At 60.2% G+C, this 17,572-nt stretch carries 15 protein-coding genes and 1 pseudogene; 13 read left to right on the top strand and 3 right to left on the bottom strand.

Annotated features, from left to right (window positions below; translation table 11 throughout):
• Positions 1–3: 3 nt before the first annotated feature.
• The 3 genes from J7E36_RS02200 to J7E36_RS02190 all read left to right on the top strand — a co-directional run bounded on the left by J7E36_RS02200 (position 4) and on the right by J7E36_RS02190 (position 1,755).
• Positions 4–417 (top strand): hypothetical protein, encoded by a 414-nt coding sequence (locus J7E36_RS02200; RefSeq protein ID WP_214999440.1) that lies wholly within the window; start codon positions 4–6, stop codon positions 415–417.
• A 495-nt stretch (positions 418–912) separates the two neighbouring features.
• The gene (locus J7E36_RS02195; protein WP_214999438.1) at positions 913–1,299 is read left to right on the top strand and encodes a DUF6124 family protein; all 387 of its coding nucleotides are present in this window, start codon (positions 913–915) and stop codon (positions 1,297–1,299) included.
• A gap of 210 nt (positions 1,300–1,509) precedes the next feature.
• A complete protein-coding gene (locus J7E36_RS02190; protein WP_214999436.1) occupies positions 1,510–1,755 on the top strand; it encodes a hypothetical protein in 246 nt (81 codons plus the stop codon).
• 129 nt (positions 1,756–1,884) lie between these two features.
• On the opposite strand, the gene J7E36_RS02185 is transcribed toward J7E36_RS02190, so the two are convergent.
• Positions 1,885–2,601 carry an SIMPL domain-containing protein gene (locus J7E36_RS02185; RefSeq protein WP_214999434.1) on the bottom strand — a complete coding sequence of 239 codons (717 nt, stop codon included), beginning with the start codon at positions 2,599–2,601 and terminating at the stop codon, positions 1,885–1,887.
• A 174-nt stretch (positions 2,602–2,775) separates the two neighbouring features.
• Here J7E36_RS02185 and J7E36_RS02180 point away from each other — a divergent pair, with 174 nt between their 5' ends.
• The 4 genes from J7E36_RS02180 to J7E36_RS02165 all read left to right on the top strand — a co-directional run bounded on the left by J7E36_RS02180 (position 2,776) and on the right by J7E36_RS02165 (position 7,443).
• A complete protein-coding gene (locus J7E36_RS02180; RefSeq protein WP_214999432.1) occupies positions 2,776–4,035 on the top strand; it encodes an ATP-binding protein in 1,260 nt (419 codons plus the stop codon).
• Complete coding sequence (locus J7E36_RS02175; protein ID WP_003177957.1) at positions 4,032–4,592, top strand: response regulator transcription factor; 561 nt, start codon at positions 4,032–4,034, stop codon at positions 4,590–4,592. Before J7E36_RS02180 ends, J7E36_RS02175 begins: the two co-directional genes overlap by 4 nt.
• A 98-nt stretch (positions 4,593–4,690) precedes the next feature.
• Positions 4,691–6,418 carry an ABC transporter ATP-binding protein/permease gene (locus tag J7E36_RS02170; protein ID WP_214999430.1) on the top strand — a complete coding sequence of 576 codons (1,728 nt, stop codon included), beginning with the start codon at positions 4,691–4,693 and terminating at the stop codon, positions 6,416–6,418.
• Positions 6,419–6,696: 278 nt separating this feature from the next.
• Positions 6,697–7,443, top strand: a complete 747-nt coding sequence (locus tag J7E36_RS02165; protein WP_214999428.1) for a FadR/GntR family transcriptional regulator — start codon at positions 6,697–6,699, stop codon at positions 7,441–7,443.
• Between the two features lie 90 nt (positions 7,444–7,533).
• On the opposite strand, the gene J7E36_RS02160 is transcribed toward J7E36_RS02165, so the two are convergent.
• Positions 7,534–7,929, bottom strand: a complete 396-nt coding sequence (locus J7E36_RS02160) for a hypothetical protein (protein WP_214999426.1) — start codon at positions 7,927–7,929, stop codon at positions 7,534–7,536.
• 235 nt (positions 7,930–8,164) lie between these two features.
• Between J7E36_RS02160 and kdgD the strand changes: the two genes are divergently transcribed.
• The 5 genes from kdgD to J7E36_RS02135 all read left to right on the top strand — a co-directional run bounded on the left by kdgD (position 8,165) and on the right by J7E36_RS02135 (position 14,846).
• Positions 8,165–9,076, top strand: a complete 912-nt coding sequence (gene kdgD / locus J7E36_RS02155; protein ID WP_214999424.1) for a 5-dehydro-4-deoxyglucarate dehydratase — start codon at positions 8,165–8,167, stop codon at positions 9,074–9,076.
• 189 nt (positions 9,077–9,265) lie between these two features.
• Positions 9,266–10,711 carry an aldehyde dehydrogenase family protein gene (locus tag J7E36_RS02150; protein WP_214999421.1) on the top strand — a complete coding sequence of 482 codons (1,446 nt, stop codon included), beginning with the start codon at positions 9,266–9,268 and terminating at the stop codon, positions 10,709–10,711.
• A gap of 84 nt (positions 10,712–10,795) precedes the next feature.
• On the top strand, positions 10,796–12,160 hold the full coding sequence (locus tag J7E36_RS02145; RefSeq protein ID WP_214999419.1) for an MFS transporter: 1,365 nt from the start codon (positions 10,796–10,798) through the stop codon (positions 12,158–12,160).
• 13 nt (positions 12,161–12,173) lie between these two features.
• Positions 12,174–13,727 carry a galactarate dehydratase gene (garD, locus tag J7E36_RS02140; RefSeq protein ID WP_214999417.1) on the top strand — a complete coding sequence of 518 codons (1,554 nt, stop codon included), beginning with the start codon at positions 12,174–12,176 and terminating at the stop codon, positions 13,725–13,727.
• A 177-nt stretch (positions 13,728–13,904) separates the two neighbouring features.
• Entirely contained in the window at positions 13,905–14,846 is a 942-nt protein-coding gene (locus tag J7E36_RS02135; protein WP_214999415.1) for an AEC family transporter, read from the top strand.
• 12 nt (positions 14,847–14,858) lie between these two features.
• Here J7E36_RS02135 and J7E36_RS02130 read toward each other — a convergent pair whose 3' ends face one another.
• A complete protein-coding gene (locus tag J7E36_RS02130; protein ID WP_231286526.1) occupies positions 14,859–16,349 on the bottom strand; it encodes a PhoPQ-activated pathogenicity-related family protein in 1,491 nt (496 codons plus the stop codon).
• 338 nt (positions 16,350–16,687) lie between these two features.
• On the opposite strand from J7E36_RS02130, the pseudogene J7E36_RS02125 reads away from it, so the two are divergent.
• Positions 16,688–17,560 (top strand): annotated as a pseudogene (locus tag J7E36_RS02125) (DUF4917 family protein); the annotation flags it as partial.
• Between the last annotated feature and the right edge of the window lie 12 nt (positions 17,561–17,572).

The raw sequence follows: 17,572 nt of genomic DNA, 5'->3' as shown, positions 1-17,572 counted from the left end.
AACGTGGAATTGAAGTTCTATCATGCGGCAATGGGGTTCCACCCAATAGCTGGAGATGTGTTTCATCCGGTGGCGGAAGTTATCCCTGGTCAGGAAAATATGGAGCGCTATGAGCTTTATGTCTGTAGTGTTCTTGGTGCAATCGCCCAAACCCCGAAACGTTGTGATCAGTTACTGGCTCATCTCTCTTCGGTTGAAGACGGTTCGCAGGAGTCGACAAGTACAGGGGGGAATGATGTCCTATTAAACATGGGCGCCTCAGGCGTACAAGTTGATATTTTGGTTAACGAAGAATGGACCGCTCAGCCAGACAGCAGGTTTACCTTGCAAGAGTGGCGCAAGATCCTAGAGAAATGGAAGTACCTTCTGGAACTGCCCAAAGGTTCTGATGAGGTCGTTATAGTGAAATTACCTTAATCTCATAAATCTTGACCTTTCATGGCAGGCTGTTCTCTGGTTGTCCACGTTCCATAAAACGTGGACAACACTCGCACGCTGCTTTTACCAGTGTCAAAAGCTTTTTTAAGGGACGTAATGATTGGCTGGGAACCCGCCCTGCGGTGAGCGCCCCCCGAGTACAAATCATTCATGTGCGTAGGACGGATCACCTGCTCCGCAACGAAATGTCCCACGAGTTTTTAAGGTTGTCCGTCGGAAGCGGGCTCTCTAACCTTTGAGTGTCGCTGCCTAATCAGCGACCGGGTGTGGAAACCTGATCCTTAGTAGTGGCATGGCTGAACAGTGTTGCCGACGTCTCGTTTCGTCTGCAAACTGCGTCGCGGCAGCTGTGCGTGGGCAGGCTTCGGTCTGGCCGGGTACTACTAACCGGTATTTCCACCCCGCGCACCGCTGCCACCTTATTGTCGCGTGGAAACGACACAAGGATGGCTCCAATCTTTAGTAGGAGCATATATGGACAAGTTGATTCCCGACCCACCCTTCAACAAAACCAATCCTCTTTCCGGCTTCGACGCCATCGAAGATCTACTCAAGGACCGCGCAACCGCCGAACGCGTCTTGGACCACTACCTCAATCCCAAATCGCCAGAGCAACCCACCGACCCACGCATCGACAGCCTGTTCTCCGTCACCGCCAAAGCCGACACCGACACGCTGTTGACCAGCACCTCCGAAACCCTGGCCTCGGTCAAAGCCATGGCCGAAGACCTGGCTTTCGAAGTGGAGGGCACCCGGCGCAGTGTGGCGTTGGGGATTCAGCAGTTGGTGGAGTTGTGCCAGTTGTTGGTGGACAAGGCGCTGGATCAGCTTGAGGCGCAAGCCAGTCCGGCCGAGGTGTAGCGCAGGCGTTGCATCAGGTCAGACAGTAACCTGTGGCGAGGAGTTAAAGCCCTTCGCCACACTAGCGCTTCGGATATCACTGTGCGGGTATCCACCTGACATTTCTGACAGTAGACGGCCCGGGGGGCGTGGTTAGTATGGTGAATGCCGTTGCGCATTGACCCGAGTAGCGGCGCCGTACTGACCTAATTCTCTGGATGAGGTGTGACCATGGCTGCTAAAGAAATCCGCATTTCAATTGAAGACCTTGATCGCGACAGCAACCCTGAGGTGCTGTTCGAGTTCTACACGGGCAAGGAACTGGACTTTTCGACGTCGGTTTCTTCTTCATCGAAGAACGGAAAATACGACAAGGTGGACGTAAAAGGTGACGCCGACGGGGATGGCGATTTTGATGCGCAGGATGATGAGTTGTTCATCAACCTCGCCCGCTCCGCCGTGGCGTTGCTGAAGTAAAGCGAGGTGCGTTGATCGTTCTACGTGCTGTGAGGAATGCAGTCCGGGACGCTCTGCGTCCCTTCCAAAGCCGAACGCGGAGCGTCCGAGGAGGCATTCCCACGCGGAGCGTGGGAATGATCAGGCGGGTTACTGCATCAACACTTCAATCGCGCCATCCGCCGTCATGCTCACTTTGCTGGTGCCCGCTTCCACTTCAGGCGTGACGGATTCGGCGTCCATGGAGGCGCCTTTCATCATCATGGGGGCGCGCATGAAGGGTTGTGGGTAGCCGTTGGTGTTGAGGTTCAGGTTGACGATTTTGTAACCCTTGCCACCCAGGGCTTCGGTGGCCAGTTGGGCGCGGGCCTTGAAGGCGTTGACGGCGTCCTTGAGCAAGGCGTCTTCGCTGCTCTGGCGGGTGGGGGTGGAGATGGCGAAGTCCATGCCGCCCATTTTCATGTCGGTCAGCAGCTCGCCGGTGAGTTTGGACAGGGCGGCGAAGTCGGCGCTTTCCAGGCGCAGTTCGGCGCGTTCGCGCCAGCCGGTGATTTTCCCGCCTTTGTTGTCGTAGATCGGGTAGCTGTTGCGGCTGCCCTGGCTCAGGGTGATGTCCTTGACCTGCTTGGCCTGGCCGATGGCGTTGTTCAGCGTGGTGCTGACGGCGGCGGCAAGTTTGGCCGGGTCGGTGTTTTGTTCCTCGGTGTAGAGGGTGACGATCATCAGGTCGCGGGCCACTTCCTGGCTGGCTTCGGCACGCAGGGAAATCTGGTTGTAGTGCAGCTCATCGGCGGCCAGGGCCGGCAGGCTGGCGACGGTGCCGAGGCTGAGGGCGAGCAGGGCGGCGGGGCGACTGAACATGTGCATGAAAGCTCCTTGGAAAAAGAGCAGCTTCAAGCGGCAAGCTTCAAGCTGCAAGTAAAAGAGTGTAAGTCTAGCCTCTGGCTTGCAGCTGTGGCGCTTTGCCGCAGAGCTGCCTGCGCAAGCCGTGCGTTGGTTATACTCCGTGCGATTCGCCTGGAGCGCTCATCAGGAGAGCTCATGCTCGCCCCTTTGCTACTGACTTCCGCTTCTCGCCAGAACCTCTGGCGCTTGACGTTCATCCGCATTCTGGTCCTGGCAGCCCAGGCCGGGTCGGTGGGCCTGGCCTATTGGTTCAACCTGCTGCCGCTGCCCTGGCTGCAACTGGCGATCACCCTGGTCTGTTCCTCGGTGCTGTGCGCGCTGACGGCGATTCGCTTGCGGGCCTCATGGCCGGTGACCGAGCTGGAATACGCGGTGCAGTTGGCCGGTGACCTGTTTATCCACAGCGCCCTGCTGTATTTTTCCGGCGGCTCCACCAACCCCTTCGTGTCCTATTACCTGGTGCCGTTGACCATCGCCGCCGTCACGTTGCCGTGGCGCTTTTCGCTGATCCTGTCCGGCATCGCCCTGGCGTTGTACACCTTGCTGCTGGTGCGCTTCTACCCCCTGGAAACCTTCCCCATCGCCCGGGAAAACCTGCAGGTCTATGGCATGTGGTTGAGTTTCGCCCTGGCCGCAGCGGTCATCACGTTTTTTGCCGCGCGCATGGCCGAGGAGTTGCGCCGCCAGGAAGAGCTGCGGGCCATTCGTCGTGAAGAGGGCCTGCGGGACGAGCAGTTGCTGGCCGTGGCAACCCAGGCGGCCGGTGCTGCCCATGAGTTGGGCACGCCGCTGGCGACCATGAGCGTGCTGCTCAAGGAAATGCAACAGGACCATCCAGACCCGGCGCTGCAGGACGATCTCAGCGTGTTGCAGGATCAGGTCAAGCTCTGCAAGGAGACCCTGCAGTATCTGGTGCGGGCCGCCGAGGCCAATCGGCGGCTGGCCATTGACATGCAGGACGTCACCGACTGGCTCGACGAAGCCCTGAACCGCTGGCACCTGATGCGCCCGGAAGCCAGTTATCGCTTCCAGCGCCTGGGCCAGGGGCCGGTGCCGCGCATGGCGCCGCCACCGGATTTGACCCAGGCGTTGTTGAACCTGCTGAACAACGCCGCCGATGCCTGCCCCGAAGGGCTGGAAGTGGCGCTGGACTGGAACGCCTATGAGCTGACCATCAGTATTCGTGACCACGGCGCCGGTGTGCCGTTGGCGATTGCCGAGCAGATCGGCAAACCGTTCTATACCACCAAGGGCAAAGGCCTGGGCCTGGGCCTGTTTTTGAGCAAAGCCAGCGTGACACGCGCTGGCGGCTCGGTGAAACTCTACCCCCATGAGAGCGGCGGCACGCTGACCGAGCTGCGCCTGCCCCATGCCGACCGAGGAGACGAAGCATGAGTGACGAAATCCAAGTCGACGGCGAAGAACTGCCGCACCTGTTGCTGGTAGATGACGACGCCACGTTCACCCGCGTCATGGCCAGGGCCATGTCCCGTCGCGGCTTTCGCGTGAGCACCGCCGGTTCCGCCGAAGAGGGCCTGACCATCGCCCAGGCCGACCTGCCGGATTACGCCGCTCTCGACCTGAAGATGGATGGCGATTCGGGCCTGGTGCTGCTGCCCAAGTTGCTGGAGCTGGACCCGGAAATGCGCGTGGTGATCCTCACCGGCTACTCGAGCATCGCCACCGCGGTCGAGGCCATCAAGCGCGGCGCCTGCAATTACCTGTGCAAACCGGCGGACGCCGATGACGTGTTGGCGGCGCTGCTGTCCGAACATGCCGACCTCGACACCCTGGTGCCGGAAAACCCGATGTCGGTGGATCGCCTGCAGTGGGAGCACATCCAGCGGGTGCTGACCGAGCACGAAGGCAACATTTCCGCCACCGCTCGCGCCCTGGGCATGCACCGGCGGACCCTGCAGCGCAAATTGCAGAAGCGCCCGGTGCGTCGCTGAACCTGCGCTGAACGGATGTTGCCCACACCCTCGCGATAAATCGGGCCGTTGCACTATGATCGGCCCGAGTCTGTTCTCTTTTCTATCGAGCCTTAACCATGAATCAGAACGCTGAATATTCCGCGGTCAATGACGCAGTGCGCGGGCAGTTTTTCCGCCGTGTCTGGCAAATGACCACGCCGTACTGGCGCAGTGAGGAGAAGGGCAAGGCCTGGACGCTGTTGATTGCCGTCATCGCGCTGTCGCTGTTCAGCGTGGCGATTTCGGTGTGGCTCAACAGTTGGTACAAGGATTTCTACAACGCCCTGCAAGAGAAGAACAGCACGGCGTTCTGGCAGTTGATCCTGTACTTCTGTGGCATCGCCGCGGTGGCGATCCTCGGTGCGGTGTATCGCCTGTACCTCACGCAGATGCTCACCATTCGCTGGCGGGCCTGGCTGACCGAGCAGCATTTTGCCCGCTGGCTCAACCACAAGAATTACTACCAGCTGGAGCAGGGCGGTTATACCGACAATCCGGACCAGCGGATTTCCGAAGACCTCAACAGCTTCACCACCAATACCCTGAGCCTGGGGTTGGGTTTGCTGCGCACCGTGGTCAGCCTGGTGTCGTTCTCGATCATTTTGTGGGGCGTGTCCGGCAGCATCGAGGTGTTCGGCTACACCATTCCCGGCTATATGTTCTGGAGCGCGCTGGTGTATGCGGTGGTGGGCAGTTGGTTGACCCACCTGATCGGTCGTCGCCTGATCGGCCTGAACAACAACCAGCAGCGCTTCGAAGCCGACCTGCGTTTCTCCATGGTGCGGGTGCGCGAAAACGCCGAGAGTATTGCCCTGTACAACGGCGAGCCCAACGAGAACCGGCGCTTGAGCGAACGTTTCGGGCTGGTCTGGCATAACTTCTGGGACATCATGCGGGTGTCCAAGCGCCTGACCTTCTTCACCTCCGGCTACGGCCAGATCGCGATCATTTTCCCGTTCATCGTCGCCGCGCCGCGTTATTTCGCCGGCAAGATCCAGCTCGGCGAACTGATGCAGATCAACTCGGCCTTCGGCAATGTGCAGGAGAATTTCAGCTGGTTCATCGATGCCTATGCTCAACTCGCCGCCTGGCGCGCCACCTGCGACCGACTGCTGAGTTTCCGCCAGGCCATGAGCGACAACGAAGACCGCGTGCCGGCCATCGACGTGCAGAACCAGGGCAGTGTGTTGAAGGTGAACAACCTGGGGCTGGACCTGGCTGATGGTCGTCATCTGCTCAGCAACGCTGAGATGACCGTGCAACCGGGTGAGCGGCTGATGCTCAGCGGGCGGTCGGGCAGTGGCAAGTCCACGCTGTTCCGGGCGATGGGGCATTTGTGGCCGGCCGGGCATGGCAATATCCTGCTGCCGTCGGCGCGCTATCTGTTCCTGCCGCAAAAGCCCTACCTGCCCATTGGCAGCCTGCGCGAGGTGCTGAGTTATCCACAAGCCGGCGACGTCTACCCCAACGAACGTTATGCACAGGTGTTGGAGACTTGCCGGTTGCCGCACTTGATTGCGCGTCTGGATGAAAGCAATCACTGGCAGCGCATGCTTTCGCCTGGCGAGCAACAACGGCTGGCCTTTGCCCGCGCGTTGCTTTACGCACCGCAGTGGTTGTACATGGATGAAGCGACGTCGGCGATGGATGAAGAAGATGAGGCGACGCTGTACCAGGCGCTGATCGACCAGTTGCCGGGCCTGAGTATCGTCAGCGTCGGCCACCGAAGCAGTTTGAAACGTTTCCATCCGCGACACGTGCGTATTGAAAATGGCCAACTGCTGGAGCGCACCGCAACCGCCTGACCACCATAAAACCTGTGGGAGCGGGCTTGCTCGCGATAGCGGCAGATCAGTCGGATTGCTGTGGCTGACCCGCCGCTATCGCGAGCAGGCTCGCTCCCACAAGGGGTTGTGGTGCACCGGATGCTCATGTCCACAACCGATCCAATTGTGGGAGCGAGCCTGCTCGCGATGAAGGCAACTCGGTTTCAGCATTGCATTCACCACCGCATCAACGGTGATCGTACAACCACCTTGCGCTATGATGATGCGCATTCAGCCGCTTGCCGAGACACAGACCCATGGAAAACCCGATCGACGTACCCCGCCTTCCCCGCAAGCGCCGCAGCCTGGCGCAGGAGCTGGTGACGGTGCTGACCGAGCAGATTCGCGACGGCCTGCTCAAGCGTGGCGATAAATTGCCCACCGAGTCGGCGATCATGGAAGCCCATGGCGTCAGCCGCACCGTGGTGCGGGAGGCGATTTCCCGGTTGCAGGCCGCCGGTCAAGTGGAAACCCGGCATGGCATCGGCACCTTCGTGCTGGACACGCCAAGCCCGAGCGGTTTCCGCATCGATCCGGCCACGGTGGTCACTTTGCGCGATGTGCTGGCGATCCTGGAATTGCGCATCAGCCTGGAGGTGGAGTCCGCGGGCCTGGCGGCGCAACGTCGCAGTGACGAGCAACTGGCGACCATGCGCGCCGCCCTCGACGCGTTGAAGGAAAGCGCGGCCCACGCCAGCGATGCAGTGGCGTCGGACTTCGCGTTCCATCTGGAAATCGCCCTGTCCACCGGCAACCGCTACTTCACCGACATCATGACCCACCTGGGCACCAGCATCATCCCGCGCACCCGGCTGAACTCGGCGCGCTTGGCCCACGACGACCAGCAGCACTACATGGACCGCCTGAGCCGCGAGCACGAGGAAATCTACGAAGCCATCGCCCGCCAGGACTCCGACGCGGCCCGCGCCGCCATGCGCCTGCACCTGACCAACAGCCGCGAGCGGTTGCGCCAGGCTCATGAAGAAGCGCAGGCGCAGGGCTGAGGCACTCGGATCCATCCAGGGGCGAACACAGAGCCCGTGGGAGCACAGCTTTGCTCCCACGGGATGGCATTGATTTGAATGTCACCGCACCTACGCCTTGATCCGCACATTCAGTGGCTTGGACGTATCAGCACCGCCGCTCTCGTAAGTAAACGTGTAGCGCAGCTCGACCAAGCGGCCGCTGAACGTTTTCAGCGTGTCGCCGGGCACCGCTAACGTCACCCCCTTGCGCAGTTCCGCCACCTCGAAGTCATCCGGGTGCGTCTCAGGCGTCTTGTTGACCATCATCGGCTCAAGGTTGCCCGTCCATTCCGGCGGTTTCGAGGCCGCGCCGAGGGTCAGGTGCACGGATGCGTTCGGTGAGATGTTCGAATCCGGAATCTGCACGGTCAATGTCTTGCCGGCCTTCGCCAGGCTGATCGCTACCTCCCCGGAAGAACCGGCTGGAAAATCCTTGAGGGTGGGTTTTTCGAATGTCGTCGTCATGGTGTCGCTCCCTGTGAGATCGGGCCGTGAACGGCCACCTGCGCAGTTATGACCACTGCCTGGAAGGCTGCCTACTGGCAGAGTCGACAGTGCTGACGAGCGGTGCGCCTGGCTTTTTTACCCTTTGATGACGAAATGCAGTTGACGCAGGTTATTTAAGTTGTACGATGACCTACAACTTCTGGCCGAAGCTTAACTCTCTCACACATAATTTGCGTCCCAGGGTGTTCGAATAATGAATCCACAAGAACTGAAGTCCATCCTCTCGTCTGGCCTGCTGTCGTTCCCGGTCACCGATTTCACGGCCCTTGGCGATTTCAATCGCGACAGCTACATCAAGCGCCTCGAGTGGCTGGCCCCGTACGGCGCCTCCGCCCTGTTCGCCGCCGGCGGTACCGGTGAATTCTTCTCCCTGGCCGCCAGCGAGTATTCGCAAGTCATCAAGACCGCCGTCGATACCTGCGCCACCAGCGTGCCAATCCTTGCTGGTGTCGGCGGTGCCACCCGCCAGGCCATCGAGTACGCTCAGGAAGCCGAGCGCCTGGGCGCCAAGGGTCTGTTGCTGCTGCCGCACTACCTGACCGAAGCCAGCCAGGACGGCGTTGCCGCACACGTTGAAGCGGTGTGCAAATCGGTGAAGATCGGCGTGGTGGTGTACAACCGCAACGTCTGCCGCCTGAACGCTACCCAGCTGGAACAATTGGCCGAGCGTTGCCCGAACCTGATCGGCTACAAGGACGGCCTGGGCGATATCGAACTGATGGTGTCGATCCGTCGCCGCCTCGGCGATCGTTTCAGCTACCTGGGCGGCCTGCCGACCGCTGAAGTCTACGCCGCGGCCTACAAGGCTCTGGGCGTACCGGTCTACTCCTCGGCGGTGTTCAACTTCATCCCGAAAACCGCGATGGACTTCTACCACGCCATTGCCCGCGACGATCACGAGACCGTCGGCAAGATCATCGATGACTTCTTCCTGCCGTACCTGGACATCCGCAACCGCAAGGCTGGCTACGCCGTGAGCATCGTCAAGGCGGGCGCGAAAATCGCCGGCTATGACGCAGGCCCTGTGCGTACGCCGCTGACCGACCTGCTGCCAGAAGAATACGAAGCACTGGCCGCGCTGATCGACAAGCAAGGCAAGCAGTAACAGACCCGACAAAGCCGCTGAGCAATCAGCGGCTTTCGTTCCGATGCTCTGCGTGGGAATGCAGCCAGGGTCGCTCTGCGTCCCCAAAAGCCGAACGCAGAGCGTCCGTTGAGGCGTTCCCACGCTGAGCGTGGGAACGATCGGAACCAACGATCGGAACCAGACAGGCTTTTTGTGAGGAGTAGCTCAGTGGCAGATGCAAAGCGTTTCGATAACTACATCAACGGTCAGTGGGTGGCCGGTGCCGACTATTGCACCAACATCAACCCGTCTGACCTGTCCGATGTCATCGGTGAATACGCCAAGGCTGACGCAGCACAGGTCAATGCCGCCATCGAAGCCGCCCGCGCCGCCTTTCCGGCCTGGTCGACCTCGGGCATCCAGGCGCGTCACGATGCGCTGGACAAAGTCGGCAGCGAGATTCTCGTCCGCCGTGAAGAGCTTGGCCAACTGCTGGCCCGGGAAGAGGGCAAGACCCTGCCCGAAGCCATTGGCGAAGTGACCCGCGCCGGCAACATTTTCAAATTCTTCGCCGGTGAATGCCTGCGCCTGTCCGGTGACTATGTGCCGTCGGTACGCCCGGGCGTCAACGTTGAAGTGACCCGCGAAGCCTTGGGCGTGGTCGGTCTGATCACCCCGTGGAACTTCCCGATCGCCATCCCCGCGTGGAAAATCGCCCCGGCCCTGGCCTACGGCAACTGCGTGGTGATCAAACCCGCCGAGCTGGTGCCGGGTTGTGCCTGGGCCCTGGCGGAAATCATTTCCCGCGCCGGTTTCCCGGCCGGTGCGTTCAACCTGGTGATGGGCAGCGGCCGCGTCGTCGGCGAAGTACTGGTCAACAGCCCGAAAGTCGACGGCATCAGCTTCACCGGCTCCGTGGGCGTGGGCCGGCAGATCGCCGTCAACTGCGTGTCGCGCCAGGCCAAGGTGCAGTTGGAAATGGGTGGCAAGAACCCGCAGATCATCCTCGACGACGCCGACCTCAAGCAGGCGGTCGAACTGGCGGTGCAGAGCGCGTTCTACTCCACCGGCCAACGTTGCACGGCCTCCAGCCGCCTGATCGTCACCGCCGGCATCCACGACAAGTTCGTCGAAGCCATGGCTGAACGCATGAAATCGATCAAGGTCGGCCATGCGCTGAAAGCCGGTACCGACATCGGTCCGGTGGTTTCCGAAGCGCAGCTCAACCAGGACATGAAGTACATCGACATCGGCCAGAGCGAAGGTGCGCGGCTGGTCAGCGGTGGTGGACTGGTGACGTGCGACACCGAAGGTTACTTCCTGGCACCGACTCTGTTCGCCGACAGCGAAGCGTCGATGCGCATCAGCCGCGAAGAGATCTTTGGCCCGGTCGCCAACGTCGTGCGCGTGGCCGACTACGAGGCGGCGCTGGCGATGGCCAACGACACCGAGTTCGGTCTGTCCGCCGGTATTGCCACCACATCGCTGAAGTACGCCAACCACTTCAAGCGCCATTCCCAGGCGGGCATGGTGATGGTCAACCTGCCAACCGCCGGCGTGGATTACCACGTGCCGTTCGGCGGGCGCAAAGGCTCGTCCTATGGTTCGCGCGAGCAAGGTCGCTACGCGCAAGAGTTCTACACCGTGGTGAAGACCTCTTACATCGGCTCTTAACTGCAACACCGACCGGGCTGGCTAACCAGCCCGGTCGCACAATCTGCTGACCCGCATAAAAATAAATAGTGGGAGTACTTCTACATGCAAGCGACCAAGCCGACACACGTCCGCTATTTGATCCTGCTCATGCTGTTCCTGGTGACCACGATCAACTATGCCGACCGTGCCACCATCGCAATCGCAGGCTCGAGCCTGCAAAAAGACCTCGGCATCGATGCCGTGACCCTCGGCTACATTTTCTCCGCGTTCGGCTGGGCCTACGTGGCCGGACAGATTCCGGGCGGCTGGCTGCTCGACCGGTTCGGGTCGAAAAAAATCTATGCCTTGAGCATTTTCACCTGGTCGCTGTTCACCGTGCTGCAAGGCTATGTCGGTGAATTCGGCATGTCCACGGCCGTGGTTGCGCTGTTCATGCTGCGCTTCATGGTGGGGCTGGCCGAAGCGCCGTCCTTCCCGGGCAATGCACGCATCGTCGCCGCCTGGTTCCCCACTGCAGAACGCGGCACCGCCTCGGCGATCTTCAACTCGGCGCAATATTTTGCCACCGTGTTGTTCGCACCGCTGATGGGCTGGATCGTCTACCGCTTCGGCTGGCAGCACGTGTTCATCGTGATGGGCGTGATCGGCATCGTGTTCTCGCTGATCTGGCTCAAAGTGATCCACAGCCCGCGCCAGCACCCGATGATCAACGAAGCCGAGTTCAACCACATCGCTGCCAACGGCGCGATGGTCGACATGGACCAGGACAAGGGCAAGACAGCCAAAGGCGACGGTCCGAAATGGGACTACATCCGCCAACTGCTGACCAACCGCATGATGCTCGGCGTGTACCTGGGTCAATACTGCATCAACGGCATTACCTACTTCTTCCTGACCTGGTTCCCGGTGTACCTGGTGCAGGAGCGCGGCATGACCATCCTCAAGGCCGGCTTCATTGCGTCCTTGCCGGCGATCTGCGGTTTCATCGGGGGAGTGCTCGGTGGGGTGATTTCCGACTACCTGCTGCGCAAGGGCCACTCGCTGACCTTCGCCCGCAAGGCGCCGATCATCGCCGGCCTGCTGGTGTCCAGCAGCATCGTGGCCTGCAACTACGTGGAGATCGAATGGATGGTGGTGGGCTTCATGGCCCTGGCATTCTTCGGCAAAGGCGTGGGCGCACTGGGCTGGGCCGTGGTGTCCGACACCTCGCCGAAACAGATCGCCGGTTTGAGTGGCGGGCTGTTCAATACCTTCGGCAACCTGGCCTCGATCACCACGCCAATCGTCATCGGCTACATCATCAGTGCTACCGGTTCGTTCAAGTGGGCGTTGGTGTTTGTCGGTTGCAACGCGTTGGTGGCAGTGTTCAGCTACCTGGTCATCGTTGGGCCGATCAAGCGTGTCGTGCTCAAGGAGCCCACGGCCAAGGATGCCGACATCTCCAGCCTGTCTGAAGCTAAATCCTGAAGGAGCGGCGTCAATGCAACTGATTGAACATGCCGATTCGCCGCGTTACATCCGACTGCATGAGCGGGACAACGTGGTGATCGTCGTCAATGACCAGGGCGTACCGGCCGGGACCGAGTTCCCGGACGGCCTGGTCACCGTGGACTTCGTACCGCAGAGCCACAAGGTCACCCTGGTGGACGTCCCCGAGGGAGGCGAAGTGATTCGCTACGGCCAGGTCATCGGCTATGCGCTGCAACCGATTCCCCGTGGCAGCTGGGTCAAGGAAGACCAGTTGCGCATGCCCACCGCGCCGCCGCTGGACAGCCTGCCGCTGTCCACCGACGTGCCCGTGGCCGATGCGCCGCTGGAAGGCTATACCTTCGAGGGTTACCGCAACGCCGACGGTACCGTCGGCACGCGCAATATCCTCGGCATCACCACCACCGTGCAGTGCGTGACCGGGGTGCTCGACCATGCGGTCAAGCGCATCAAGGACGAGCTGCTGCCCAAGTACCCGAACGTCGACGACGTGGTGGCGCTGACCCACAGCTACGGCTGCGGCGTGGCGATCACCGCCACCGACGCGTACATCCCGATCCGTACCGTGCGCAACCTGGCGCGCAATCCGAACCTGGGTGGCGAGGCGCTGGTGATCAGTCTGGGCTGCGAGAAATTGCAGGCCGGACAGGTGATGCACGATAACGACAGCTCGGTGGACCTCAGCGAGCCGTGGTTGTATCGCTTGCAGGACTCCAGCCACGGCTTCAGCGAAATGATCGAGCAGATCATGGCGCTGGCCGAAACCCGCCTGAAGAAACTCGACCAGCGCCGCCGCGAAACCGTGCCGGCGTCGGAGTTGATCCTGGGCATGCAGTGCGGCGGCAGCGATGCGTTTTCCGGCATCACCGCCAACCCGGCCCTGGGCTATGCCTCGGACCTGTTGTTGCGCGCCGGGGCGACGGTGATGTTTTCCGAAGTCACCGAAGTGCGCGATGCGATCTACCTGCTGACCTCTCGGGCACAAACCCGGGAAGTCGCCGAGGAACTGGTGCGCGAGATGGACTGGTACGACCGTTATCTGGCCAAGGGCGAGGCGGACCGCAGTGCCAACACCACGCCGGGCAACAAGAAGGGCGGGCTGTCGAACATCGTCGAAAAATCCCTGGGCTCGATCGTCAAGTCCGGCAGCAGCGCGATCAACGGCGTGCTCGGCCCGGGCGAGCGGTTCAAGCAAAAGGGCCTGATCTTCTGCGCCACGCCGGCCAGCGATTTTGTCTGCGGTACGCTGCAACTGGCGGCGGGGATGAACCTGCACGTGTTCACCACCGGCCGTGGCACGCCGTACGGCTTGGCGATGGCGCCAGTGGTAAAGGTCTCGACCCGCACCGAACTGGCCCAGCGCTGGCCAGACCTGATTGACATCGACGCCGGTCGTATTGCTACCGGCCGTGCCTCGATCGAGGAGTTGGGCTGGGAGCTGTTCCACTACTATCTGGACGTGGCCAGCGGCAAGAAACAGACCTGGGCCGAGCAGCACAGGATCTACAACGACATCACCCTGTTCAACCCAGCGCCGATTACCTGATCCAACGCTGTCGATCGTTCCCACGCTCTGCGTGGGAATGCAGCCAGGGACGCTCTGCGTCCCGAGAGCCGAACGCGGAGCGTCCGTTGAGGCATTTCCACGCAGAGCGTGGGAACGATCAGTGGGAAAGTGGCTTATCATTAGCCACCTAACGACACCCCTCTCAAGGTTCCCGGCATGCTGGCAATTTTCCTCGAAACCCTGAACATCACCGCGCCGGTGTTTGCCATGCTGTTTCTGGGGGTGTTGCTCAAGCGCATCGACTGGATCAACGACAACTTCATCCACATTGCCTCGTCCCTGGTGTTCAACGTCACCATGCCGGCGCTGTTGTTCCTCGGCATCCTCCATGCCGACCTGCACGCGGCGTTGCAGCCCGACCTGCTGATCTATTTCGCCATTGCCACCCTGGTGAGTTTCGCCATGGCCTGGGGCTGGGCGATCTGGCGTTGCCCGCGCGAAGATCGCGGCATCTACACCCAAGGTGCATTTCGCGGCAACAACGGGGTCATCGGCCTGGCCCTGGCGGCGAGCATGTACGGCGACTACGGGATTTCCCTGGGGGCGATCCTCGCGGCGCTGGTGATCCTGTTCTACAACACCTTGTCGACCATCGTGCTGGCGGTGTACAGCCCGGTGATCAAGTCGGACCCGTGGAGCATCTGCAAAAGCGTGTTCAGCAACCCGCTGATCATCAGCGTGATCGTCTCCGCGCCGTTCGCCTATTGGCAGATCGGCCTGCCGAACTGGTTCGAGACGTCCGGCAAGTACCTGGCGCAGATGACCTTGCCCCTGGCGCTGATCTGCATCGGCGGCACGCTGTCGCTGGCGGCGCTGCGCAAGAGCGGCAAGATGGCCATGAGTTCGAGCCTGGTGAAGATGGTCGGCCTGCCGGCGCTGGCCACCCTGGGCGCCTGGCTCTGGGGCTTTCGCGGCGCGGAACTGGGGATCCTGTTCCTGTACTTCGGTAGCCCCACCGCCGCCGCCAGCTTTGTGATGGCCCGCGCGGCCGATGGCAACCATGAACTGGCGGCGGCGATCATCGTCATCACCACGTTGATGGCGGCGATCACCACCAACGTGGGGATTTTTGTGTTGCAGTGGGGTGGGTGGATCTAGACCCTCGCCTGTTCAGTGGTCAGCCAACGTCTTGCAGGCGGGCTCGATCACGGGTGGAGCAACCGTAGGGTAGCTGTCCGGCGTAATGAAGACGGGCGTGGTCGAGACGAATCCATCGGCAAATGTTGCTTCGACAAACGTGGCGCTCCAACCGCTGTCTGGTGTGGCAAGCGGTACTTGCAGGTGTAGCGGTTCACCACCGGGCTGCAATGGTTTCGATACGTAGCGGATGCCGCAAGAATGGCGGAAGTCGCGGGCTAGCGGATTATGTGCGGTCCATTGGATGACCGTTGACGGCGCCTCGGAAAACTTCACATCAAGCATCGGTTTTTGCGCCACCGTAAGCTGTTCGATGCGCACGACGGGCAAAGGCCGGTCGCTCTGCCAGCGCCCCAGCGCGGTGATCAAGGTCTGTTCGGTAAATGCCGAAATGCCGTAGTGGCTGCTATTTGGAGCCACGCGAAGGGCGGTCGGCGCGGGCAGCCTTTCGAGATAGAAACGTGCGTTATCCGGGACGAAGAAGTCGTCGCCGCTGGCATTGACGATGTATTTGTCGATCGACAGGCGCTCGGCATACGCACTGTCCAGATAGGCCAGCGGGTCTTCGATTTGCCGCAGTTGGGCAAAGGCGGAGGTGTGTCGTTGCCGGGTAATGCCTTGCTCGTGATAGTCACGAAACGCCATTGGCCACTGTTTGCCGTAGGTGCGCCAGGTGTGTTCAAGGACATGGTCCATGTTCAGTATGTCTATCACGAACGGGACGATGGCGTTGACCCGCGGGTCGACGATCGCGGCCAACCATACCGCCCAGGCACGCTTCGAGGTGCCGGTGGCGACAAACGTGTCGATTTGCCAATCCTTCAGTTCCGCCTGGGCCAGGTCCATGGCCTTGACCACCGTAGCCGCCATGGGCAAATGCAGGGTCATGAACGGATTGGATTCCGGCGCCTTGAGAAAAAGTTGCCAGCTGTGGGCCACGCTGGAGTCCTCGCGGCGAGGAACCTGGTCATCGGAGTAGGTTAGGTATTGGTTGGGCACGTCGCTGACCGAAATCACGATGGTGCGACTTTCGCGGGCGATTTCCTGCAGCGTCGCTTCCGTGAAGTCCGTCGCGGGAGCGGATGGCTTGCCTGGAGCGGGGATGCTGATGCCGTTGTTGGTCACCAGGAGTGCGCGGTGCTTGATCGCGTCGCCGGGAATGTAGATATCTACCGTGTGCCGCCAACGTGCGGGGCTGACCAGCTCGCGGGGGGACCAGTCCTGCGAGTCCAGGCGAAAGCTGCGTTTCTCCAGGCCGGGCAACTGCTGGGTTTCGACATGATGGTAATTGAGCGGGTAGCTGTCCTGTTTTTTCTTGTAACACGCCAGCACCTCGCTGAAATCAGCGGATTCTGCTCCGGGGCAGTGCTGAAAAGGCTGCGCGGCAGCAGCGCAGGCAAGCGAGGCAAGCGAGGCAAGCGCCATGACGATGGCCGATACGAGGCGTAGCGGGAATTTCCGCATGAGGGGCTCCTTGTGGATAAGCGTCCATGAACGGGGCCGCCAGTTTGGCCCACGACACTTCGATAGGCACGTTCGATTGATGCCCCGATGTTGTCCGGATATGTCGTTGTCTCATGCAGGTGCTCCTCCCGTGCTCAAGCGGATTTAGTTCCTGCAGAGTGGCTCGCAGAGGAAAGGTTGGTCTGAGTGATGGCATATTGGTATTGTTGTGGCAGGACTTGACCGCACCGCCACAAGGATCCGTAGACGTGATGACTTTCGAAGAAGCTTTTTCGTCAATCGGCGACGACAGCCGATCCATTCTCTTGGCCAATGGATTTTCTTAGGCTTGGAACAAAAATATATTCAGCTATAAAAGCCTCTTTTCAAGCGCTGATTTTGGGGAGCGGACTGAGGTTATCCGGCGCATTTTCGATAATTTCAGAACCTTTGACTTCGAAAAGGTCATGAAAAAACTGATTGCGACTGAGGATATCCTCAAGATCTATAATGCCGATCCCAGGCTTATACATGAAGTCCAAAGGGATCAGGAAATCATAAAGACTGCCTTGATCGAAGTTATCTCCCAAACTCATCCCGAGTTGCCCCATGAAGTCACCGATTCGCAGTACGTATCGGTCAGGAAGTTTCTCAAGCCATTCGATGAGGTGTTTACCCTGAATTACGACCTGCTGTTCTATTGGGCCAGGAACAAGGATCGTCTCGAACCCGATTATGAGACAGATGATGGTTTTCGATCCGGCCGGATATGGGAAGGGCCCCCTACGCAGAACGTGCATTTTCTTCATGGTGGCCTGCATATCTATGACACGCAGGCCGGCGTCAAGAAACACGCTTTTAACGAGCAAGGCGAGTCTATCATCGAGCAAGTGAAGTGGAACATGGAAAACAAGAGGTTCCCTACTTTTGTTTCAGAACCTTCCCATGAACGCAAACGCGTCAGGATCCAGCATAACCCCTACCTCAGCTATTGTTTTGATCGGCTGGGCGGCTTAGAAGGCGTGCTATTCATTTACGGACATTCGTTCGACGCCAACGACAGGCATATTTTCGATCAAATAAAATGGAGCCGGGTGTATCGGGTTTTTGTGAGTGTCTATGGTGATGAGTGCAGCGAAGAAAATACTTTAATGAAGGGGCGGACCCAGGCTTATCTGGGCGCTCACAAGGTCGAGTTTTTCCAAGCCGAAAGTGTTCGAATCTGGCACTGACCCGATAGGTCC

This window comes from Pseudomonas fluorescens (assembly GCF_018614775.1).
GTDB classification, from domain to species: domain Bacteria; phylum Pseudomonadota; class Gammaproteobacteria; order Pseudomonadales; family Pseudomonadaceae; genus Aquipseudomonas; species Aquipseudomonas fluorescens_BY.
This window is presented reverse-complemented; position numbering and strand designations above follow the sequence as displayed.